Below are 22,537 nucleotides of genomic sequence, written 5' to 3' on the forward strand. Positions count from 1 at the left end.
TTTGCTCAAATTTAAGGGGAAATAGACTTTTTAAATGTCCTTTCTGCTGTGGATCTTTAATTTTTACATCTGATTCTGGAGTTTTTCAACTTTATGAAACCGCTTTTATAGCGCAGAATTAAGGGTAGTTAAAGGGGCGAGGGAAAAAGATCGAAGGGATATATAGGGGTTGTTTGGGGATAGAGAGAAGGGGGATGTGGAATAATGCCTGCATTTTTCAAAAGTTTAATTAAGGATAAAGTACTCTGGTTTATGGTATTACCAGGGACATTATGGTTCCTGATCTTTTGCTACTTACCGATGTTTGGAACAGTAATTGCATTCAAGGATTTCAAGATTCATCGGGATGGATTCTTTGCAAGCGTTTTAAATAGTAAGTGGGTTGGCCTTGAAAATTTTAACTTTTTGTTCTCAACGGAGGACGCCTATATCATTACAAGAAATACGATTCTTTATAACTTGGCGTTGATCTCTCTCGGTTTAGTTCTTGCGGTGGGCATTGCGATCACCTTAAATGAACTTGTGAACAAACGGATGGCTAAAGTTTATCAAACGGCGATGTTTATGCCTTACTTCCTTTCTTGGGTCATTATTAGTTTCTTTACCTTCAGCTTTCTGAGTGTAGATAAAGGAATATTGAATCAAGTGGTTGTTTACTTCGGAGGCGATCCTATTTCCTGGTATGGGGATACTCGCTTTTGGCCATATATCCTAATTTTCATGGGGATTTGGAAATCAATTGGTTATTCAAGTGTTGTTTACTTAGCGGCTATAGCGGGTATCGACAAGTCCTACTATGAAGCAGCTATGATTGATGGGGCCAGCAAATGGCAGCAGATTAAGTTTATTACACTTCCTTTGCTTAAACCTTTAATGGTAACGCTAACGATTTTAGCGATTGGTGGTATTTTTAGATCGGACTTCGGTTTATTCTATCAAATCCCTCGGGATTCAGGTGTTCTATACTCCGTAACGAATGTTATCGATACTTATATTTATCGCAGCATGAGTACGACAGGTAATCTAGGGATGAGTACAGCAGCGGGTCTATATCAATCGATTGTTGGATTTATCATGGTGCTTGTAACGAATTCTATTGTGAAAAAGATCAGCAAAGAGAATGCGATATTCTAGAAAGGAGTTAGTGACGTTATGGCAGTATTCAAACGTAAGCCAAAAGAAATCGACAACAACGCCATTACTCCTTTATGGAATGTGGTACTCAATATTATAATTGGCATCTTCGCTTTTACTTGTGTGTTTCCGTTCTTGTTTGTCATAGCCATTTCTTTTACAGATGAGAAAGTACTTGCTCTAAATGGATTTAGCTTGTTACCCGAAAAATATAGTTTAGCAGCTTATCAGTTTGTTTTTAACACAGGTGATCAATTGCTTCGTTCCTTTGGAGTTACTTTGATGGTTACTGTACTAGGTACGCTCATTAGTTTATTTTTAATAACAACTTATGCGTATGTTCTCTCTCGAAGATCATTTCGCTATCGTAATTATTTCAGCTTCTTCGCCTTCTTCACGATGTTATTCTCAGGCGGAATGGTTCCCAACTATATCGTGGCTACGCAGTTTTTACATTTGTACAACACGATATGGGCTTTAATATTGCCCATCGCGATGAATGCATTCTTTATTCTAGTAATGCGGACCTTCTTCCAGACTAGCGTACCTGATGCACTCATTGAGGCTGCCAAAATTGATGGGTCTGGTGAGTTTCGGACCTTCCTGCAAATTGTACTTCCAATCTCTTTACCGGGGATTGCAACGATTGGATTGTTCTGTACGCTGGGCTATTGGAATGATTGGTTTAATGCCCTGCTGTATATAGATGATGCGAGTCTTGTTCCACTCCAAGCGATGCTGATGCGAATTCAGAATAATATGGAGTTTGTCATTCAGAACAGTATGCAGATGGGATCAAGCTTTGAGATTGCTGCAACCTTGCCAACAGAAACCGTTCGTATGGCGATGGTTGTACTGGCGACCTTGCCTATAGCACTAGCGTATCCGTTCTTCCAAAAGTATTTTGTACAAGGCTTAACCGTGGGCTCTTTAAAGGAGTAACACTACTAAGATGTATTTATTCGAATCGCTAGGACAGGAATCGATATAAATAAAGCGTTCATTAATCTAAAGGGGGAAAATAGAAATGAAAATGAAAAAAGGCTTAACACTCGCTCTTGCAGGGACAATGCTTTTTTCTGGCCTTCTAGCTGGATGTGGTTCGAATAATAATACAAATGCTGCTAAAGAAACAAACAATTCAGCGGCAGCAGGGAATTCAGCAGGGAACACATCAGAATTAAAGCCATATGAGTTGAAGATGTATTTAATTGGTGGGCCTCAAAAGGATTTAGATCTTGTCTTAAAAGAAGTTAACAAATATACCCAAGAAAAAATTAACGCGACGTTGAACATAACGATGTTCGATTGGGGCGATTACGATAAGAAGATGCAAGTCATCACCGCTTCTGGTGAGCCTTATGATATTGCCTTTACCTCTTCTTGGACAAATGACTTCCGCCGTAACGCAGCTAATGGTACGTTCTTGGGTCTGAATGATCTGCTAGATAAGTATGGTAAGGAAACGAAAGAAGTTTTGGACCCTCGTTTCTTAGAAGGAACTAAGATTAAAGGTGAGATCTATGGTGTTCCTGTAAATAAGGAGCTTGGACAGCAATGGGTATGGCGCTTCAATAAGAAATATGTTGATAAATACAACATGGACATTTCCAATATCCGTACATTGGATGATCTAGAGCCACTTCTTAAAACGATTAAAGAGAACGAGCCGGCTGATATTACACCGCTAGCTGTTCCTAAAGGCTTTAAACCATTTATGCCATTTGACTATGTACTAGGTGATGAGCTACCTATCGGGGTCTATATGGATTCCACAGATGGCAAGGTTGTTAATATTCTGGAGACACCTGAACTTGCAACATCGTTAGATACGATGCGTAGACTTTACACAGCAGGTTACTTACGCCCAGACGTTGCAACACTTGAAGGTATTGATAACATTAAGACCGGTAAATGGTTTGCCGATCGCGAAATTACACAGCCTTATGCAGAAAAAGGTTGGTCTCGTTCAGCAGGTTATGAAATTGTAACTTCGCCTATGCATGAGCCTTATGTATATACACAGTCCGCCGCTGGTTCGATGCACGCGATTTCCGTAACCTCAGGTGATCCTGAGCGCGCGATGATGTTCTTGAATCTTTTGAATACAGATAAGTACTTACGCAATTTGCTCAACTATGGTATTGAAGGAACACATTATAAGAAAATCTCTGACAATGTCATTGAAGATCTGCCAGCTATGCAAGATAGCTATGCAATGCCAGGCTTCACACTTGGAAACATGTTACTGACTTATCTGCATGCTGATGACCCTGCTGATAAATGGGATGCTTTCAAGAAGTTTAATGATTCTTCAAAAGAAGCCCCTACTTTCGGTTTTGCATTTGATCCTACACCTGTAAAAACAGAAGTAGCGGCTATCAACAACGTAACTAAAGAATTTATGCCAGCGCTATACACAGGTTCTGTTGATCCTAAAACATATCTGCCAAAAGCAGCGAAGAAATTTAAAGAAGCTGGACTTGATAAAGTCATTGCAGAAGTTCAAAAGCAACTTGATGAGTGGAACCAGACAAAGAAATAAGCTAATGAACGTAACACGCCTAAGATTAATCACTAAAGGTAACACAAATAGGATTAGTGGAGACGGGCAGCTATGCTGCCCGTCTCTCTATCTATCCCCATTTATTATGAAGGAGTGAGAATATGGAACAATTCCGACTTCCCGCCATCTCTATGCCGAAGCTGCCGCTTCCTCAAGCGGTTCAAGAAGTATTGAACGAAGCAGAGGAGAAGTTAGCTCATCGGCCAAAGCTGTTGCAGCTTTTTAAGAACTGTTTTCCCAATACGCTTGAGACAACGACTAAGCTTATGGATGATGGGACAACGTTTGTAATTACAGGAGATATCCCGGCTTCTTGGTTGCGAGACTCTGTGGAGCAGGTTATGCACTACGTGCCCTTTGCTAAAAAAGATCCCGATCTTCAGCGGATTATTGGCGGGTTAATTAAACGTCATATCGAGTATATTCATATCGATCCGTACGCCAATGCGTTTAATGAGACAGCGAATGATTGGCATTGGAGCACTAGCGATATTACGGAAATGTCCCCCTGGGTGTGGGAGCGTAAATTCGAGATCGATTCTCTTTGTTTTTCCATGCGTCTGGCTTATGCCTATTGGAAAGAAACCGGAAAGGCTGATATATTCGACGCTGGATTTAAGGCAGCAATGTTCAAAATATTCAACCTGTTCAAAACTGAACAGCGCCATAGTGAATTATCTCCATACCGCTTTACGCGTAACAATGGGATTCCTGAAGATACACTGCGTAATAATGGTCTAGGTATGCCTGTTAATTACACGGGTATGGTCTGGTCGGGATTCCGCTCGAGTGATGATGCATGCGACTTTCATTACAACATCCCGGGGAATATGTTCGCTGTTGTTGCATTACGTCATATGCAGGAATTTGCTGAATGGGTATTCCGTGATCTTGAATTTCTGGAACAGCTTAAAGCATTAGAAGCTGAGATTGATCACGGAATTCAATTGTATGGTATTTATCGTCATCCGAAATTCGGTCCAATCTACGCCTACGAGACCGATGGTTATGGCAACTACTGCTTGATGGATGATGCGGGAACACCAGGACTCCTGTCGATTCCTTATCTCGGCTATGTTACCGCAGAGGATGAAATTTATCAGAATACGAGACGATTTGCTCTGAGCAAGGAGAATCCTTTTTATTTTGAAGGAACCGCAGCGAAGGGAATCGGTAGTCCGCATACTCCCAAAGACTACATCTGGCATATGGCATTATCGATGCAAGGTTTGACGGCTTCAACTAAGGAAGAAAAGCTGGAGATGCTTGAGATGTTAGAAGCTACGGATGCGGATACTGGCTTTATGCATGAGGGATTCCATGTTAATGATCCGAATACGTTCACTAGAAAATGGTTCGCCTGGTCCAATAGTCTGTTCTCCCAACTTGTCTATAAAATGATGAAGGAAGGACTACTATGAGCAGCCTGAGCAGACCTGTAATCATATTTTATGATTCTGATTTTCCAATTTCCAGTCCCATTCCTAGCGATGCGATTACATCCATGAGTGAGTTCGGATCTATTGTAAGTGAGAATCAGCTTGCACAAACGCTATGCGAAACGAAAGGCGGCTGTTTCATCAATCTGCATGCACCCTATTTCCCGAAAGCGGCCTGGATAGCCATTCTTGAATACCTGCAAAGAGGTGGCGGGTTGATTAGCATTGGAGGCGCACCCTTCAAACAACCTGTTCGTTGGGAAAATGGCCGATGGCATGTCGAAGCGGAGCAGACTTCCTATCATCAGGAGCTGTATATTCATGAGGCACTTCGTGTTGAATGCTCACGCAACCATTCATTGCTTGCCTTGGATGTCATTCCTCTGCTTAAGGGTCAAGAATCTCTTTTTCTAACGAGTGCGGACACATGGAACCTCGTGCCACATACGACAAAGACGAGTGATTTACCACATCAAATGGGCTCGGCAGGTCCGATGAGCACACGGATTTACCCGCTCTTAAAGGGAATTACGTCCGAGGGTCGAGAAACCGCTGCCCCAGTGGTTCTTTGGGAGAATACGAGCGGTTTGTATGCAGGTTCACGCTGGCTGTTCGTAAATACACCTGCAACAGCTTCTTTTTGGGAGCAAAAAGGTCCTTCCGCGATATCCAATTGGGCGCGTTTCTGCAGCAAGGGTGTTACGGAAATGTGGGTTAAGCCCAATTACGCGTCTTATGAATCAGGAGAACGTGCTTCCCTAACCCTTCAGATTCAGCAGCTTGAACGAGTGAGACCTTCTATGCGAAATGAAGATACATGGAATTTCACAATTCATGTAGAGCATGAATCAGATACCTCTTTGAAGTGGTCTCAGAGTTTGGAAATGAAGGCGAATGCAGAACTAAACATGGTGCGTCTGCCTATTCCTTTGGAGATAAGTAGGGGCCTCTACCAGATTGTCTGTGAAGCAGAAGCCAGTGATGGTGAGGTTCGCATTCTGCGCCAAGGGTTCTGGGGTCATGCTCCTGAGCTGCTGGCAGCAGGCCATCCGGTAACGAGCGGCAGAGATTATTTTATAAAAGATGGGCGTCCGCTACCAGTGGTCGGCATGACTTATATGGCGAGTGATGTGGCGCGAAAATTTCTTTTTCTGCCGAACGTCGGAGTTTGGGATCGTGATATGGGCCAGATGCGGAAGGCCGGGATTAACTGGATCCGTACAGGGATCTGGACAGCTTATCGCAATGTGATGCAAGACGATGGACATGTCTCGGAAGAAGTATTGCGGGCGATCGACGCCTTCATCATGACGGCGAAAAAGCATGATCTTCAGGTGACGTTCACGTTTTTCTCCTTCACACCGGAAACGTGGGGAGGGGTGAACCCTTATCTGGACCCACAAAGTGTGGAAGCTCAGAAGCGGTTCATTCGGTCTATTGTATCTCGTCATAAAGATTCTTCGAATGTAGACTGGGATCTTATTAATGAACCGTCGATGTTTGATCCGGACCGTATTTTCTCGGACGGCCCGAGTTCATGCCATGATCGCTTTGAGCGACAAGCTTTTAGGGAATGGCTACAAGAAAGACATGGTGTAATCGAAGTGCTGCAGGAACGCTGGAATATGACGCCCGCACAGCTTCCGGACTTTGCTTCGGCAGGGCTGCCTGAAGCAAAAGAGATGAACTTCGACGTACAAGATATGCACAGTGCTAAGAGGGGGACACGCTGGTTGGATTATTGTTTGTTCTCTATGGAAATGCATAACCGTTGGGTGAAGCAATTATACGATACCATTAAGGAGCAATGTCCAGCTCAGATGGTTACGGTTGGCCAGGATGAGGGACTAGGAGCGCAGCGTCCTTCGCCGTTTTTCTATGAGGAAGCGGTAGATTACACTACTGTGCACTCCTGGTGGTTTAACGACTATTTGATATGGGATGGCATTTTTGCCAAAACCCCCAATAAGCCAAACCTAATTCAGGAGACTGGCGTCATGTATGTAGAAACTCCAGATGGCCGAGCCAAACGTTCAGAACAAGAGCTGCGGAATTTGCTGGAACGCAAGTATGCTTACGCTTTTGGAACGGCAGGTGCGGGAGCTATTCACTGGATCTGGAATACGAATTTCTATATGGATAATGCGAATGAGTCCCATATCGGAGCGCTGAGAGCGGATGGAACCGAGAAGCCTGAGGCAGACGTATCTTATGATTTCGGGAAGTTTATAGAAGGTATCCGTGATATATTTGGTAATCGGAAATTGGAAGAGATTGCGGTGGTGTTCCCTTATTCGAATGATTTCTCTAATCGAAAGTTGGCTTTTGCGTCTACAACAGAGCTTACCCGCATTCTGTCTTATGAGCTCAAGATGTCTTTTCGGGGGGCATCCGAATACCATCTAGATGATTTGGAGAAGAACCCTGCGAAGCTGATTATACTGCCAAGCGCGCATAACTTCGCTGATGCAGCGATGGAACGGTTGTTACATATTGTTGAAGAGACAGGAGCGGTGTTGCTTGCCACTGGACCGTTAGGCATTGATGCCTACTGGCGTTCTTCAGATCGGTTGAGTGATATTCTTGGTAAACGTGAATTGCGTAATGTTCGCCGCGAAGAAGTGCTTAGCCTTCAAGGCCAAGAACTCCCCGTCTCCTTCGGTCACCGACGGATTGCTGAGGTGTCGAAGGAAACGATCATTCAAAAAAATGGTGGAAGTTCTACTATAGACACTGTCGTGAACCTTCCGCTGGGCAAGGGTCGACTCCTATGGAGTCCACTGCCAGTTGAATTGAGTGAGCGTAGGGATACTACGGCTGCACTTTACCGCTACGCGGTTAATGCTGCTTTTGTGGAACGTGATTTTGAATGGATTAGTGGTGGGGACTTAGCGGGTATCTACGGACGAAAACTGAGCTTTGCTACGGGTGCACTTTTTACCTTCGTGTCGGAATATGCCCAAGATGCAAAGATCGAGGTGAAGGATTCAGCCACTGGCCGAACTTATTCGTTCGTGTTGGAACAGGAACGTTCTGTTCTTTTTGCTACGGATAGTAAAGGAGATTTGCTTGGTGTTTATCGCCCGCAGGAAGTCGAGATTCATGTCAATTATCCACATCTTCTACATTAAGCATCTTGGTAGATAGAACGCATTGCATATAAGGAGGTCTTCACTTTGGAAAGTTCAAAACAATCTATTAGCCCTCAGACAGCCCATATCATTTCCCATACACACTGGGACCGGGAATGGTATCTTCCCTATGAGAAGCATCATGTACGCTTAGTGAAACTGGTTGATGAATTACTGAACCGGTTGGATGAGGATAACGAATTTAAGAGTTTCTATCTGGATGGACAGACGATTATTCTGGAAGATTATCTTCAGGTACGTCCAGAAAATCAAGAGCGGCTACAGAAATATATTGCGGAAGGTCGCCTTCTAATAGGACCTTGGTATATTTTGCAGGATGCGTTCCTTACCAGTGGGGAGGCCAATGTTCGTAATATGCAAATTGGCCATCAGGATTCGAAGCGTTACGGGGAACCCTCCAAAATCGGTTATTTTCCGGACACCTTTGGTCTAGTCGGCCAGACTCCACAATTAATGCTGCAATCCGGCATCAATAATGCCTTTTTTGGAAGAGGTGTGAAGCCCACTGGATTCAATAATACGGTGTCGGATGGAGGTTACGAATCCTCATTCTCGGAGCTGATTTGGGAAGGTCCTGATGGATCAAAAGTGCTCGGCATCTTATTTGCCAATTGGTATTCTAACGGAAACGAAGTGCCTGTAAATGAAGCAGAAGCCAAAGTGTTCTGGGAGAAAAAGCTGGCAGATGCGCGGAAGTTTGCCTCTACAGGTGAGCTGCTGTTCATGAATGGTTGTGATCATCAGCCGGCTCAACTGGATTTGCCAGAGGCTATCGAAACTGCGAAGCGGTTGTATCCAGATATGGAGTTCATTCATTCGAACTTTCCTGATTACCTTAAGGCCGTAGAGGGTGTAATGGATCGCAGCAATCTGTCGACTGTAAAGGGCGAACTGCGGAGCCAGCATACCGATGGATGGGGTACGTTAGTGAATACCGCGTCTGCTCGTGTCTATTTGAAACAGAGGAATCAGGAAGGGCAAATCTTGCTTGAAAAGTTGGCCGAGCCACTTGCTTCGTTCGCACATTTACTGGGCAAAGAGTACCCCCATCATCTGTTCACCTATGCATGGAAGACATTAATGCAGAATCATCCGCATGATAGTATTTGTGGATGCAGCGTGGATGAGGTACACCGTGAGATGGTCACCCGTTTTGACAAAAGCCGTCATGTGGCAGAGACCATTGTTGAGGATAGTAAACGAGTGATTGCAGAAGCTGTGGATACGTCCGGGTTTACAGCATATGGTGAAGACGTGCTTCCACTAGTAGCGATGAATATGACGGGTTGGAGTCGCACGGGTACTGTGAGCGTAGAACTTGATGTGGCGCGTCTATATTTGCGAGAAGGATTCTCTCTGGAAGAAACGGCTAGCCGTATGATTGGAATTGACTTGCACGGTCGTATGTTAGTAGACGATCAAGGGAATAACATTGCCTGCCAGCTGAAGGACTTGGGGCTTCAGTTTGGTTATGATTTGCCAGATGATAAGTTCCGTCAGCCGTATATGTGCCGCCGGGTAAGACTTACCTTTGAAGCCGTAGAAGTTCCTGCGCTAGGTCTTCGATCATATGCTTGGGTTCGCCGAGCAGATGCAAAACTGGCAATAGCCGCTGAATCTTTGCTATATGGAGATCGGGTGCTGGAAAATGACGTTATCAAGGTAGTCATTAATGATGATGGTTCGTTTATGCTAAGTGACAAAATTAGTGGAGTGACCTATCAAGATCTTGGTGTATATGAAAACACCGGGGATATCGGCAATGAATATATGTACAAACAGCCAGAGGCTGAACAAGCTTTGACGACTAAAGGACTGAAGGCTAACATTTGTGTACTGGAAAATACATCGTTTCGCGCCGCTATAGAAATTAACCATAACTGGGAGATTCCAGCCTCGGCAGATGATAAGCTGGATGAGGAGCAGCGTGCACTGGTTTATTATCCGGAGCGCAAAGCTCAGCGCAGTAGTGACACAGTCATTCTGAAACTTCGTACTGTAATCTCCTTGGAGCGGGGCGGAAAGGGATTGCATATCGAAACGACAATAGATAACCAGGCCAAAGATCACCGGATTCGTATACTGTTTCCAACAGATTTGAACGCTGCCACGCATCGTGTAGATTCGATGTTCGAGGTTGCTGAGCGGAATATTGAACCAGCCACAGAATGGAAAAATCCGAGTAACACGCAACATCAGCAAGCCTTTGTTGATGTTAGTGATGGGAAAGCGGGTCTAACCGTCGCTAATTTTGGATTAAATGAATATGAAGTGCTGCGAGATGGGCGTAACACTATTGCGATTACGCTGCTACGTTCTGTTGGCGAACTTGGTGACTGGGGGCTATTCCCAACTCCAGAAGCGCAGTGTCTGGGAGAGCATGTTGTTCGTATGGAGCTTATCCCGCACCCTGGTGAGGGTATAATTTCTGGTGCTTATGCTGAAGCTTACCAATTCCAGGTTCCGTGGATTGTATGTCAGACAGATGTACATGCAGGTGTGGTTGCGCCGGTGTATACTCCATTCGATTGGGAGAGTAAGGAACTCGCATTTTCTTCACTGAAAATGAACGAGCAGACTGGAGATATACTGATGCGTTGGTACAACATGAGTCAGCAGAACACCAACCTGGCCTTCCATTCGTCTATTCCACAGCAGTATTTCTATAAAACGACGATTCTAGAAGAGGAGAGCCACCCAGTTTCTAGGGATGAGAAAGGTAGCTTTGACTTACTGATCGGTCCATGCGAAATTGTAACGATTGGTATTAGAAAATAAATGAAAAAGGACGGTGTCCAGAGAGTCGTATGACTTTTGGATATCGTCCTTTTTTGTATAAATACGTATCTTAGGAAGAAGATTTGCCGCGCGCAGTGGATCCAAGATGATCAATCTGCTCTTCCAGAACCGCACTTGCTTGGCCTAAAAACTGCGAAATAAGGGCGAGCTCTTCATCCGTATAAGAAGCTGCGAGCTTAACCATGGCGGTATGGAGCGGTTGGTACGTATTAATGACATCATCTTTATTCTCATATAATGGCACAATAATCACTTTACGGCGGTCATTCGGGTCATTTTGTCTGCGGACATAGCCATTTTTTTCGAGCCGGTCTATTAATGCCGTAACACTGCCTGTGGTCAGACCGGTTAATTTAGACAGTTCTCCAGCAGTGATAGGACCTTTCTCCCGTAGAATATCTATAGATAAGAAATCATTATTGTATAACCCAAGTGAGGCGGCTACATTTTGTTGGTACAATACCGTTCGGTTTCCCAAACTGCGCATAAGCAAGGTGAATTGTTCCTGCTCTGGTGTAGGTTGTTCGTGGCTTGACAAAAGATAACGCTCCTTTTAAAATAATTATATCTTGATAGTCAAGATATTAGATTATAAAGTTATTCTAAAATTTTGTGATTTATCAAATACATTCTATCGAAATTAGAAATGTTTTGCAAAATAATTGCAATCCAACAACTTTGGGCAACCATATGGATAGAAGATATAACTACGAACCAGTGGGTTGAATTGAGAGGGGAATAGATGTGAAAGAGACTATTGTTATTAAAGGGGCAAGAGAGAATAATCTGAAAAATGTCTCGCTCACGATTCCTAAGTATAAGCTAGTTGTCCTGACAGGACCTTCGGGATCAGGGAAATCGACGTTAGCTATGGATACACTTCAGCGGGAATGCCAAAGACAGTATTTGGATTCCATGGGCATGACGTCAGATACGATCAGCAAACCAAAGGTGGAGTCTATTATTGGACTGTCTCCGTCCATTAGTGTTGGACAACATGTCACCAATCGTAATCCCCGTTCGACAGTTGGGACAGTCACCGACATCTATACGTTTGTCCGGTTTATCTTTTCCAGATTAGGCGAGCGGGTTTGCCCTTCCTGTAGTGGCAGCATTCCACCTTCTTTTGAAGCGAGGGGATTGCTGATCGAGGAAGACGAGGAAATGCATGGTCAAACGATGGGTTGTCCGCATTGCGGAGCTGAGCTTGAGAAGCTGGGCATGTCACACTTTTCTTTTAATAAGCCGGAGGGAGCTTGTGAAGCCTGCGGTGGTGTTGGATCTGTGGCAACTATAAATGAAGCGGCAGTGTTTAATCCAGAGCTTAGTATGCGTGAGGGTGGGGTGGCCTCGCTGAATGGTGTTCATCGTGATATACAGATGCGTATATTAGTGGCCGCTGGCAAGCATTTTGGTTTTGAGTTTGACCCGGATCAGCCCTTAAAAAATTACGGCGAAATTCAGCGCGACTTGTTATATTACGGAGTGGAAAGTGAGGCGTTTAAGCGCCATTTTCCCAATGTTAAGCCGATTCAAGGCACCAAATTTGAAGGCGTCATTCCTGGTTTGTGGCGGCGATACAAGGAGAAGGAAGGAGAAGCTGGTACACAGGAAAAAGACGGCGGATTTTTTCATGAGCAGCAATGCCCGGAATGCCTTGGCGCTCGCCTAAAAAAAGAAGTTCGTCTCGTTCGGGTAGCTGGCGCATCGATTACGGAGGTATCGGATTGGCCATTAAGCGATGTTTACGAGTGGACGAAAGGCTTGGAGGCGGCTTTGCCCACCGAGGGACTTCATCTGCTTGAACCCATCCTTCACGATATGCCTACCCGACTAAAACGGATTATCGATGTTGGTCTTGGTTATCTTTCCATGAACCGTCAGACGGTCTCCCTCTCTGGTGGAGAGGCACAGCGGCTGCGCCTTGCCTCATTGCTGGGGTCAGGTCTGACTGGAGTGTTATACATTCTAGATGAACCGACGACCGGGCTTCATCCGCGGGATACTGTTGGCCTCATTCGTGTGCTTCAGGAGCTGCGCGATTTGGGTAATACGGTGCTCGTTATCGAGCATGATATTGAGATGATGCGCGCTGCCGATCATATTATTGATATGGGTCCGGGTGCTGGTTTGGACGGAGGGCAAGTTGTTGGCGAGGGCAGCATTGAGGATTTGATGGCAAGCGAGACTTCTGTTACGGGAGCCTATCTTAGAGAAGAGCGTAATAAGACTGCTGCATACGTTCGCCGGAAAGGTGACGGAAAACAAATCACCATCCGACAGGCACAGTACCGGAATATTGATATCCCGGAGGTTTCATTTCCTCTAGATTGTCTAGTTTCTGTAACTGGGGTTTCGGGTTCAGGCAAGTCGACACTAGTCTTTGATATTCTTGCGCAAGGCAGTACGAAAGAACATGAGCAAATAGGCTGTGCGGAGATTGCGGGCTTAGATCAGGTTGGAAATATAGTGATCTTTGACCAATCGCCCATGGGTAGAATGTTGCGTTCTAATGTAGCGACATATACAGATGTATTCACACATCTGCGCCAGCTGTTTGCTGCTTTGCCGGAGGCGAAAAAAAGAAAACTGACCTCCAAGCATTTTTCCTTTAACACACCGGGTGGACGCTGCGAAACCTGTCAGGGTCTTGGGGTGCTGACTGTAGACATGAATTTCTTACCCGATCTGGAGGTTAAATGCCACGCATGCAAGGGGAGAAGATTTACGGATGAGGTTCTCCAGGTGAAATATGATGGATATTCCATCTCGGATCTGCTGGACATGTCCGTACAGGAAAGCTTGCCGATTCTTAAGTCGGAAGCCAAAATGGCGGGGATTATCGAGACATTGTGTGAGGTGGGTCTCGGTTACCTTAAATGGGGACAATCTGTCAAAACCTTATCCGGTGGTGAAGGGCAACGGATTAGACTGGCTAAAGAGCTGAGCAAACCTTCCAAAAACCATACGCTCTATCTGCTTGACGAACCAACAACAGGCCTTCATCCGTCAGACATCAAGCAGCTCCATACCTTATTGAGCAAATTGGTTGATACGGGAAATACTGTCGTAGTTGTGGAGCACAGCTTAGAGCTGATTCGGGAGTCCGACTGGGTGATTGATATTGGCCCTGAAGGTGGCGTTGTGGGCGGTAAGCTTGTAGCTGAAGGTACACCGGAGCAGGTTGCTGAAGTGCGGGAATCCTACACAGGGATGTTCCTGAAACGGATTCTGGCTGAAGGGCTGTAACTTAATAAAAGAGGTGCCCAAAAGCCATGAAAATGGCTGGGGCACCTCTCTTTTTTTGAACTTAAACCAAACCTCTGCTCTCAACTCTAAACTTTGCCTGAACGTCTGAACCAATCCCATTCGCGCGTACTTAGCACTTTGGGATTAACTGATGAATTATACTTACGTAGAACTGTAGGATTAACAGATGATCATGAGTCAATGGTGTTTGATCCGCAGATGATTAGGATACGGTAGCAACAGACAGCGAAAGACTATGCTTCGGCGGTATGGGACTCAGCAGACCAGCGAATGATTATTCTTCGGCGTGTCGGACTCAGGAGTCCAGCGAATGATCATTCTTCGGCGTATCGGACTCAGCAGACTTTATAAGCAGGAAAATCCGCCAATTGGAGTATTATCGGACCGCATAGCTCCTAATGGCGGAAAAATCACCGTATAAGAGCCTGATTCTAAGAAATAGCTGCGCTGGAGTCCGATGAGTTGCTGAAAAGGCGATAAATTAGTAAATAGCGTCATTGGAGTCCGAAAGCCTCAGCAGGAGATCATGGTAGCAGTAGCAGTAGCAGTAGACCCAGCGAAAGACTATGCTTCAGCGGTATCGGACCCAGCGGACCTTAAATGTAGGAAAATCCGTCATTTGGAGTATTATCGGACCGCATAGCTCCTAATGGCGGAAAAATCACCGTATAAGAGCCCCTTTCTAAGGAATAGCTGCGCTGGAGTCCGATAAGTTGGTGAAAAGGCGATAAATTAGTAAATAGCGTCATTAGAGTCCGAAAGCCTCAGCAGGAGATCATGGTAGCAGTAGCAGTAGCAGTAGTGGTAGCGGTAGCAGTAGACCCAGCGAATGACCATACTTCGGCGGTATCGGACTCAGCAGACCTTATAAGCAGGAAAATCCGCCATTTGGAGTATTATCGGACCGCATAGCTCCTATTGGCGGAAAAATCACCGTATAAGAGCCCATTTCTAAGGAATAGCTGCACTGGTGAAGCTAGAATAAAAAGTGGACAGTAGTTAACAGACTGGCGATAATGAGTCCACGGAGGTGTGTTCACATGGGAGAACATCGACAACGGTATAACGAAGAATTTAAAAAACAGACAGTGCAGTTCATTCAAGAGCAAACAAAGACAGTGGGCGACTTGGCGGAAGAGCTCAACATCCCAAAAAGTACCCTGCATCAATGGATGAGCCAGTATCGAGAACTAAAGAATGAACCGGCAGCTAGCGTGGATCGAGTACGGGAACTCGAGGCACAGTTGAAGGAGATGCGTCGGCAACTTCAAGAAAAAGATAACAAGATTGCCGATGTGGAAGAGGAATTAGCGATCGTAAAAAAAGCAGTGCACATCTTCAGCAAACCAAGGAACTGAGATTCCAGTTTATTGAAAAACATCGCTCCGAGTTTCTCTTGGAGAAGATGTGCATGACCCTACATGTGTCACGGAGCGGGTACTACAAGTGGCGGACAGAAAAAACCAGTACGCATATGCTTCGTAAGGCTGCGATAATGAAGCGAATTCAGTATCATTTTGCAGACCATCAAAAGCGGTATGGGAGTCCGAAGATCACCCGCCTGTTACATCAAGAAGGTTATACCGTTACCGAACGCACGGTGAGTGTGTACATGCGACATATGAAGCTTCGCTCCATTGTCTCCAAAACGTATCGGGTACAGACCACCGACTCCAATCATGACCATCCGATTGCCCCGAATACGCTGAACCAGCAATTTTAAATACTCAAACCCAATTCAGTATGGGTTACCGACATTACGTACATTCCTTGCCGGGGAGGGCGGTTGTACCTGGCTAGTGTGATGGACCTTTGCACGCGCGAAATCGTGGGGTGGCGTTTGGAGAACCATATGGAAACTAGCTTGATTTCGGGTGCTTTACAAGATGCTTACGAAGCTAAACAACCGGAAAAGGGTCTATTACATCACTCCGATAGAGGTTCTCAATATACTTCTCATGAATACACGAAGCAGTTGAAGGCGTATGGCATGGAGTCCAGCATGAGCCGCAGAGGTAACTGTTATGATAACGCCTGTATCGAGTCGTGGCACAGCATTTTGAAAAAGGAGCTCATTTATTGTAATCCACGATTCAAAACTAAGGAGCAAGCCTACCAGACACTTTTTCAATATATTGAGTTTTACTATAACCGCAAGCGAATGCATGGCGCGCTGGGGTATCTTTCTCCAGTTCGTTTTGCTGAGCAATTGACTAGAATGTCTGTTGCGTGACTGTCCACTTTCTTGACAGAGATCCATGGGGTCCGATAAGTTGCTGAAAAGGCGACAAATTAGTAAATAGCGTCATTGGAGTCCGAAAGCCTCAGCAGGAGATCATGGTAGCAGTAGCAGTAGCAGTAGCAGTAGCAGTAGCAGTAGCAGTAGCAGTAGCAGTAGCAGTAGTAGTAACAGTAGTAATAGACCGAGCGAATGACCATACTTCAGCGGTATCGGACCCAGCACACCTTAAATGCAGGAAAATCCGCCATTTGGAGTATTATCGGACCGCATAGCTCCTAATGGCGGAAAAATCACCGTATAAGAGCCCATTTCTAAGGAATAGCTGCACTGGGATCCGATAAGTTGCTGAAAAGGCGACAAATTAGTAAATAGCGTCATTGGAGTCCGAAAGCCTCAGCAGGAGATCATGCATCTAGCGCAGCTTAATAATCTAGCAGACGTCCATTATCATGCCATTGCCCGTACATTTTATTTTCTTTAGTGTTTGCAATGAATTTGTCTAATTTACTCTTAAATAAATCTGGCTGATGTTTATTGCTTTGGATCGTGTCGATCCGAACTCTTTTATAAAGGGGGGGAAAGGCCCGGAAATTCTCATATACTTGACTGTCCTCTTTTAGCCTTTGCTCTATAATCTTATCTACTATAAAAGAATCAGGGTTCATATCAGGAAGTACCCGTTTTCCTTCAGCACTCATTAACCCCAGCTTTTCGAGGCGGCGGACACGCTCTTTATTCAATTCAGTCCAAGAGCTTCTTTTGCTTCGGGGAGAGAGTCTTTGCGCCAGCTCCGTTTCCGAAATTTTCTTTTTCACTCCATCGATCCATCCAAAACACAAACATTCCTCAACTACGTCCAAATATAGCAACGTTTCTGGGTTTGGCGTCATACTAACGAGTACCCAACAAGATTGTTCAGTCTTACAATTCTCCTGCAGCCAAACTCTTAAATCTTCTCTCGTTTTTACTGTAATTAGATTTTTAATCTCCATAATTAAAATACAATTTCCTTTCTAGGTATGGAGTGGAGCGTCTTGCCCATCCGAGATTAAATTGCTTTTGCAGGAACCTGATACCAAAAAAGAGCATAGTCATTCATGGTGGAAGCATGGCCTAACTGCCGTAACATAGTAGATACATTGCCTCTATGATAAGTCCCGTGATTGGCGACTTGCAACACAATTTCTGATAGGCGTGTTTGGCGGATTCCGGCGAATGGATTGTCAAGCAGAATGGTTTGCTCCAAATCGGATTGGTTGTGTAACCATGCTTTGTATTGTTCTGATAGATGGGCAAAGATATTTACGTATTCATCCACAGAATCTAGAATGCTCAAATTTAGCGGGATACTTTGTTGAAAAGCCTCTGGCATGGCAGTGCCTGTTAATACAAGATACCACATCGTATCAACCGCATAGATATGGCTAAGGGCATGAGCGATGGTGGGAAATGAGCTGTTCACTTCTTGACTTAGCACAGAAGGCGGGAGTTCCTTGATTCCCCCCAGGATAGTTTGGTTTGCCCATGTGTGGTATTTAAACATTTCTACTGGATAATTTGTCATTCGTACATTCTCCTTTTGAATGGTCATGGATTTGTTTTTTGTTACTGTAGTTAATATAAAAGAAGAAGTATGACATCAGACTGTCATACTTCTTCATAAAGTTTGAGTGTGTTTTGAAGCTGCTCTTTTAAAATACCTCGCAATGCAGGGGGTTCGAGGACTTCGGCGCCGCTGCCAAAACTCAGCAGAATGGACCAAAGCCAACGTGCTTCCAATGGCTTATACACAGGAATTCGCATCGTCATGCTTTTATCGGAATGAAATTCCTTGTCGACTTGATGAAACTGATCCAAAGCTTCTGCCAAAGCCTCAGGGTCTACCCGGATCACTATTTCCTCCACCTGATCTGCCCTGTTTGAACAGCCGGCCTCTTTGGGTACCTCATGTTGCGAATGAAAGGTATCCTGCGTCAGGAACAAATTCAGCATCCGGGAAAGTCGGAACTCCCTATAGTCCTGCCGAGCCCGGCAATAACCATAGATGTACCAGTTGCTATATTTAAAATGAAGCTTTACTGGTTCCATTTCACGGGTTGTACGTTCATTTTTTACACTGATGTAATCAAAACGGACAACATTTCGTTCCGCTATAGCCGCACGTAAAAGAGGAAGTGCGTCAGGATCCGTACGCCGGGTTTCAAGATCCACCGCGAGACTAGAGGTCTGTGGCTCCGTTCCAATCGTTTGCAGCCGTTCAATGGTTCCTTGCGTATGCTCATCTTCAAACACGGAAGAAAGACTGTTCAGTACAGTAATCAGAGAAGTGACATCATACGAACGGAGCAGGCTTTTATCCATTTTATATCCGTCCATAATGCCATATCCACCTTTAGTTCCCTGATACGATACGACCGGGATGCCAGCGGCACAAATCACATCGATATCTCTATAGATCGTTCGCTGGGAAACCTGAAACTCTTCAGCCAGCTTGGAGGCAGATAAAACTTCGTGGTTCAATAGCTTGTAGATCATAGAAATCAATCGTTCCAATTTCATGTGTGCATTCCCACCCATTAGTCCATTTCGTGTTACAGCGTGATTATATCATAGAATTTTTCGGGCAAATTTTGGGCGGGAGGAGTTTTGTTGTTGGCGATGAAGAAATATTCTATGACAGAGTCGATTAAATCTATTTACAGATTAAATCCGCAGGCTCGCCTGATAAATCATTAACAGAAATAATAGCATCGTTTTTTTTCACAGGTGGGGTCCAATATTGCTCATTCCCAGGCAGGTCATCGAACCATTCGGCGTCCTTTGGACAATCTAGAATCATAAATTTTCCGTATTCCTGATCTCTGGATTGATGGTATTTGAGATAGGCTTTTCCGTTATCAATGGCGAGAATTTCTATTTTTCCTGAGGTGTGGCTCATGGATAAGCGTACTCTTTTGCCAAGTCCTGAGGTTCTGGCTTTGGCTTCTTCTACAATTTGATAGACTTGCTCGAGCGGTAATACGAAATCCCGGTTTCCGGCTACGGGCCGGTTCACAAAGAAGTAGTAGGGTGTAACGCCAGCCCATGAAAGCCGGTCCAGTAGTTCCCCTAAAATAACGGGATCATCGTTGATGCCTTTGAGGATGGGGGTCTGATTTACGACAATTGCCCCTGCGTTGTGGAGAGCTTTAAATGCTTTTTTGGCTTCAGGTGTGATTTCACGAGGATGATTGATGTGCGCCATAACATAGATTCGTTTGTCTTCGGTAGAGTAAGTACGAATCAGCTCCAGCAGTTCTTCGTCTTCAGAGATCCGCATTGGATTAAATACGGGAATTTTGGAACCCAGTCTAATGATCTTAACATGCTCAATGCTTCTTAGATTTTCAATAATGGATCTTAGCTTCGGTGTGGAGAGAATTAAACTGTCCCCGCCCGTAAGAAGTACGTTGTTAATCTCCGGATTATTTGCGATATACTCCAAGCCCGGAGAGACATCAGCCATCGCCTCTTTCACGTCATTTCGGAACAGACGCTTACGGAAACAGTAGCGGCAATAAGCCCCGCAGACCTCGGATACAATCAGCAGTGCAGTTGTTCTATACTTGTGCTGACAACCAGGTACCACATAATTCGTGTCCTCATCGGAGGCGTCCCAGCGCCCATACTCCAGCAGTTCACCTTCGTTAGGAATAACCAGCTTACGGATGGGATCATTTGGATCATCCCAGTTAATCAAAGACAGATAGTAGTCATTTACACGAAAAACAAATTTGTCCGTAATTTCTTTCAGATTCTCTTTTTCCAGCTCAGACAACATAGCTATTTTGTTAATATCCGTGAAGTACTTTACCTTTTGCACGTACATCTCTCCTTTGTCTCGTAGTGTGAGAAATGAGGGAGCCTTAGTGTCAAAGGCCAATCTACTGCCAGCAGGGTCCAAAAAAGCACAAAAAGAGACCCTTAGCAAGGGTCTCTGGTTATGTAAATAACATGAAAAGCAGACCCATCCACTGCTGACGAGGTTAGCTGACGGACTCGGGTAAGATGGTACCCTACATTCTAATGCTCAATGATTCGCCCCAATTAACTGGTTCCCCCGCTTTTCAACTGTAAAAGTTGGAAATTAAGCGTAGATAAAGTATACCCTATCAAGTTTTGAAAAGTCAAAAGAGAATCCTAGATTCACTTTCAATTGCTAGCGCTACTTCCGCCGAGTAGTTTAGGCAACAGCGTTAGCAGCTTCTCCCGGGTTAACGCATCACTAGAGTTCCATTTGCTTCCGTCGAGCAGATAAACATGTCCCTGACGTACTGCTGGGAGATTGTTCCAAAGTGAACTGTCTAGTAATCGTTCCATCGCAGCTCGCGAGTCTTTGCGTTCCGGAATGAGCATGAAGATATGATCTCCGGCGTAGGCAGGCAGTCGTGTTGGATCAACTTCGGCGAACCCTAACTCTTCGTCCAATATGGCCTGGATCTCTTCGGTCGGTTGTAAACCACATGGGGCATAAAGCGCAGTGGAGAATCCGGACATTCCCATAGCATACAGATGATCTCCATGATCATAGACCAAAGCAGAGGCGGTTTCTCCAACTTGGAGGGTTGTCGTGTAAAGCTGCTGCCACATGGCAGCGTTTTTGATTGTGAATGACTCCAGCCATGCTTCGGCTTCGCGCTGTTTACCTAGCCAACTGCCTAGTGTCCGCATTCGTTTGTCGAGAGATGCAAATGAATCAAAGGTGAGTGTCGGAGCGATACCAGAAACTGCTCTGTAGGCTCTTTCATCACTATTTGCCAAAATGATCAAATCTGGGTTTAGGGAAGCGGTCAACTGCGGGTCCAGTGGAAACCCGACGTTGGCGAGCTTCTTAAGCCGATGTTTATAGACGCTGTTCCGGGCGAACGCTTCATCTCCACCGATAGGCTTTACGCCTAACGCGAGAAGGTCGCCAAGTGTTTCGCCATGATAGACAATACGTTTCGCTCGCTCTGGAATCTCCACCTCATGACCCGTCCAATCCTTGACGGTAAGCTTACGACCTTTCTGATGTGCATATTGTCCGGGTGTAACTCCGGTTTTTTGCCGAAAGCGGCGGCTAAAATAGTATTCGTCCGAGAAGCCGACCAGTCTGGCGATTTCCCGCAGTGGTTCAGTCGATTCCTGCAGGAATCGTTTGGAATGATTAATGCGCAGATCCGTCAGGTATTCAAGCGGCTTTTTACCCGTAAGCTGCTGAAAGATCGGTGTATATTGCCAGATTGATATTCCCGCCAGTTCAGCTAACTGCTTCACGGTGATACTCTCTGTATAATGCTCCTGAATGAATGTTATGGTCTTTTCTACGGATTCCGTAGGACTTGGCAGGTGTTTGGAAGGGTAATTATGCTCAAAAAGTAGCAGCAGCAATTCTTGGAATTTTAATTGTCGCTTGAATTGTTGTACATCATCGGTGTTATTCCTGTTCATGAGCAGGTCTTCGACTAGTCGGATTACCTTGGTGAACGGGTGCACAATTAACTCCCGTCTGCCGGAAAGCAGCTCTCCAGAATATCGTTTAGGATCCTCGGTTGTATAAATTGCTGTAAAGGTGATGAGGTAATAATACAACGTCAGCTCCTGGTTGTCCGTACTATAGGAGATTCCAGGAGATAGTAGATAACATTTATCCGTACTTAGTATCACGCTTTGATCATCGAGGTTCAATTGTCCGTTCCCTCCAGTAAATATGAGAAGGGTATAGTCCTGGGTTGTACGCGTTATAGAGCTTGAATCGGCAGCTTGAATCATCAGTTCGGCCTCGTTTAGCTGAAATAGCAGAGAGTGGAGTGGGGGGCAGGACGATGATGTATGCAGCATGGGTTCAGCCTCCGTTCATTTGGTGAGAATGATTATCAATGAATTCATTGTATATAAAAAAAAGAAGCATATCAAC

18 protein-coding genes and 1 riboswitch are annotated in these 22,537 nt (G+C 44.9%); of the genes, 12 read left to right on the forward strand and 6 right to left on the reverse strand.

The features are described 5' to 3' along the window. Window positions 1-204 precede the first annotated feature (204 nt). The 6 genes from NSQ91_RS11370 to NSQ91_RS11395 all read left to right on the forward strand — a co-directional run bounded on the left by NSQ91_RS11370 (window position 205) and on the right by NSQ91_RS11395 (window position 11,069). Window positions 205-1,134, forward strand: a complete 930-nt coding sequence (locus NSQ91_RS11370; protein ID WP_076129998.1) for an ABC transporter permease — start codon at window positions 205-207, stop codon at window positions 1,132-1,134. A gap of 18 nt (window positions 1,135-1,152) precedes the next feature. Next, window positions 1,153-2,076 carry a carbohydrate ABC transporter permease gene (locus NSQ91_RS11375; protein ID WP_038569957.1) on the forward strand — a complete coding sequence of 308 codons (924 nt, stop codon included), beginning with the start codon at window positions 1,153-1,155 and terminating at the stop codon, window positions 2,074-2,076. Window positions 2,077-2,161: 85 nt separating this feature from the next. Next, window positions 2,162-3,679, forward strand: a complete 1,518-nt coding sequence (locus tag NSQ91_RS11380; protein ID WP_076129999.1) for an ABC transporter substrate-binding protein — start codon at window positions 2,162-2,164, stop codon at window positions 3,677-3,679. 122 nt (window positions 3,680-3,801) lie between these two features. Further along, on the forward strand, window positions 3,802-5,121 hold the full coding sequence (locus NSQ91_RS11385) for a glycoside hydrolase family 125 protein (RefSeq protein WP_076130000.1): 1,320 nt from the start codon (window positions 3,802-3,804) through the stop codon (window positions 5,119-5,121). Then, window positions 5,118-8,270 carry a beta-galactosidase gene (locus NSQ91_RS11390; RefSeq protein ID WP_076304832.1) on the forward strand — a complete coding sequence of 1,051 codons (3,153 nt, stop codon included), beginning with the start codon at window positions 5,118-5,120 and terminating at the stop codon, window positions 8,268-8,270. Before NSQ91_RS11385 ends, NSQ91_RS11390 begins: the two co-directional genes overlap by 4 nt. A gap of 45 nt (window positions 8,271-8,315) precedes the next feature. Continuing rightward, window positions 8,316-11,069, forward strand: a complete 2,754-nt coding sequence (locus tag NSQ91_RS11395; RefSeq protein WP_256716554.1) for an alpha-mannosidase — start codon at window positions 8,316-8,318, stop codon at window positions 11,067-11,069. Window positions 11,070-11,139: 70 nt separating this feature from the next. Here the strand turns inward: NSQ91_RS11395 and NSQ91_RS11400 are convergent, their stop codons facing one another. Continuing rightward, window positions 11,140-11,577, reverse strand: a complete 438-nt coding sequence (locus NSQ91_RS11400; RefSeq protein ID WP_076277474.1) for a MarR family transcriptional regulator — start codon at window positions 11,575-11,577, stop codon at window positions 11,140-11,142. Between the two features lie 257 nt (window positions 11,578-11,834). On the opposite strand from NSQ91_RS11400, the gene uvrA reads away from it, so the two are divergent. From uvrA to NSQ91_RS11430, 6 genes are all read left to right on the forward strand, one after another. Further along, window positions 11,835-14,339: an excinuclease ABC subunit UvrA gene (gene uvrA, locus NSQ91_RS11405; protein WP_340917843.1), complete on the forward strand. Its 2,505-nt coding sequence runs from the start codon at window positions 11,835-11,837 to the stop codon at window positions 14,337-14,339. Between the two features lie 798 nt (window positions 14,340-15,137). Further along, window positions 15,138-15,272: a hypothetical protein gene (locus NSQ91_RS11410; protein ID WP_256716556.1), complete on the forward strand. Its 135-nt coding sequence runs from the start codon at window positions 15,138-15,140 to the stop codon at window positions 15,270-15,272. 128 nt (window positions 15,273-15,400) lie between these two features. After that, window positions 15,401-15,718, forward strand: coding sequence for a transposase (locus NSQ91_RS11415; protein ID WP_076305695.1), 318 nt, complete (start codon window positions 15,401-15,403; stop codon window positions 15,716-15,718). Between the two features lie 53 nt (window positions 15,719-15,771). Continuing rightward, window positions 15,772-16,083 (forward strand): IS3 family transposase, encoded by a 312-nt coding sequence (locus NSQ91_RS11420; RefSeq protein WP_340917848.1) that lies wholly within the window; start codon window positions 15,772-15,774, stop codon window positions 16,081-16,083. Continuing rightward, on the forward strand, window positions 16,084-16,593 hold the full coding sequence (locus NSQ91_RS11425) for an IS3 family transposase (RefSeq protein ID WP_340921450.1): 510 nt from the start codon (window positions 16,084-16,086) through the stop codon (window positions 16,591-16,593). 104 nt (window positions 16,594-16,697) lie between these two features. Next, a complete protein-coding gene (locus tag NSQ91_RS11430; RefSeq protein ID WP_340917851.1) occupies window positions 16,698-16,874 on the forward strand; it encodes a hypothetical protein in 177 nt (58 codons plus the stop codon). A 150-nt stretch (window positions 16,875-17,024) separates the two neighbouring features. Here the strand turns inward: NSQ91_RS11430 and NSQ91_RS11435 are convergent, their stop codons facing one another. The 5 genes from NSQ91_RS11435 to NSQ91_RS11455 all read right to left on the reverse strand — a co-directional run bounded on the left by NSQ91_RS11435 (window position 17,025) and on the right by NSQ91_RS11455 (window position 22,461). Next, window positions 17,025-17,594, reverse strand: a complete 570-nt coding sequence (locus NSQ91_RS11435) for a YdeI/OmpD-associated family protein (protein WP_076305560.1) — start codon at window positions 17,592-17,594, stop codon at window positions 17,025-17,027. A 56-nt stretch (window positions 17,595-17,650) separates the two neighbouring features. Further along, window positions 17,651-18,166: a DinB family protein gene (locus NSQ91_RS11440; RefSeq protein ID WP_076305559.1), complete on the reverse strand. Its 516-nt coding sequence runs from the start codon at window positions 18,164-18,166 to the stop codon at window positions 17,651-17,653. Between the two features lie 83 nt (window positions 18,167-18,249). Beyond that, a complete protein-coding gene (locus tag NSQ91_RS11445) occupies window positions 18,250-19,161 on the reverse strand; it encodes a helix-turn-helix transcriptional regulator (protein WP_076305558.1) in 912 nt (303 codons plus the stop codon). A gap of 133 nt (window positions 19,162-19,294) precedes the next feature. Then, window positions 19,295-20,470 (reverse strand): KamA family radical SAM protein, encoded by a 1,176-nt coding sequence (locus tag NSQ91_RS11450; protein ID WP_370510815.1) that lies wholly within the window; start codon window positions 20,468-20,470, stop codon window positions 19,295-19,297. Window positions 20,471-20,601: 131 nt separating this feature from the next. Beyond that, window positions 20,602-20,745, reverse strand: a riboswitch (cyclic di-AMP (ydaO/yuaA leader). 48 nt (window positions 20,746-20,793) lie between these two features. After that, complete coding sequence (locus NSQ91_RS11455) at window positions 20,794-22,461, reverse strand: AraC family transcriptional regulator (protein WP_076305557.1); 1,668 nt, start codon at window positions 22,459-22,461, stop codon at window positions 20,794-20,796. Window positions 22,462-22,537 lie beyond the last annotated feature (76 nt).

Source organism: Paenibacillus sp. FSL R7-0048 (assembly GCF_038004505.1).
In the GTDB taxonomy this organism is placed as follows: domain Bacteria; phylum Bacillota; class Bacilli; order Paenibacillales; family Paenibacillaceae; genus Paenibacillus_AQ; species Paenibacillus_AQ odorifer.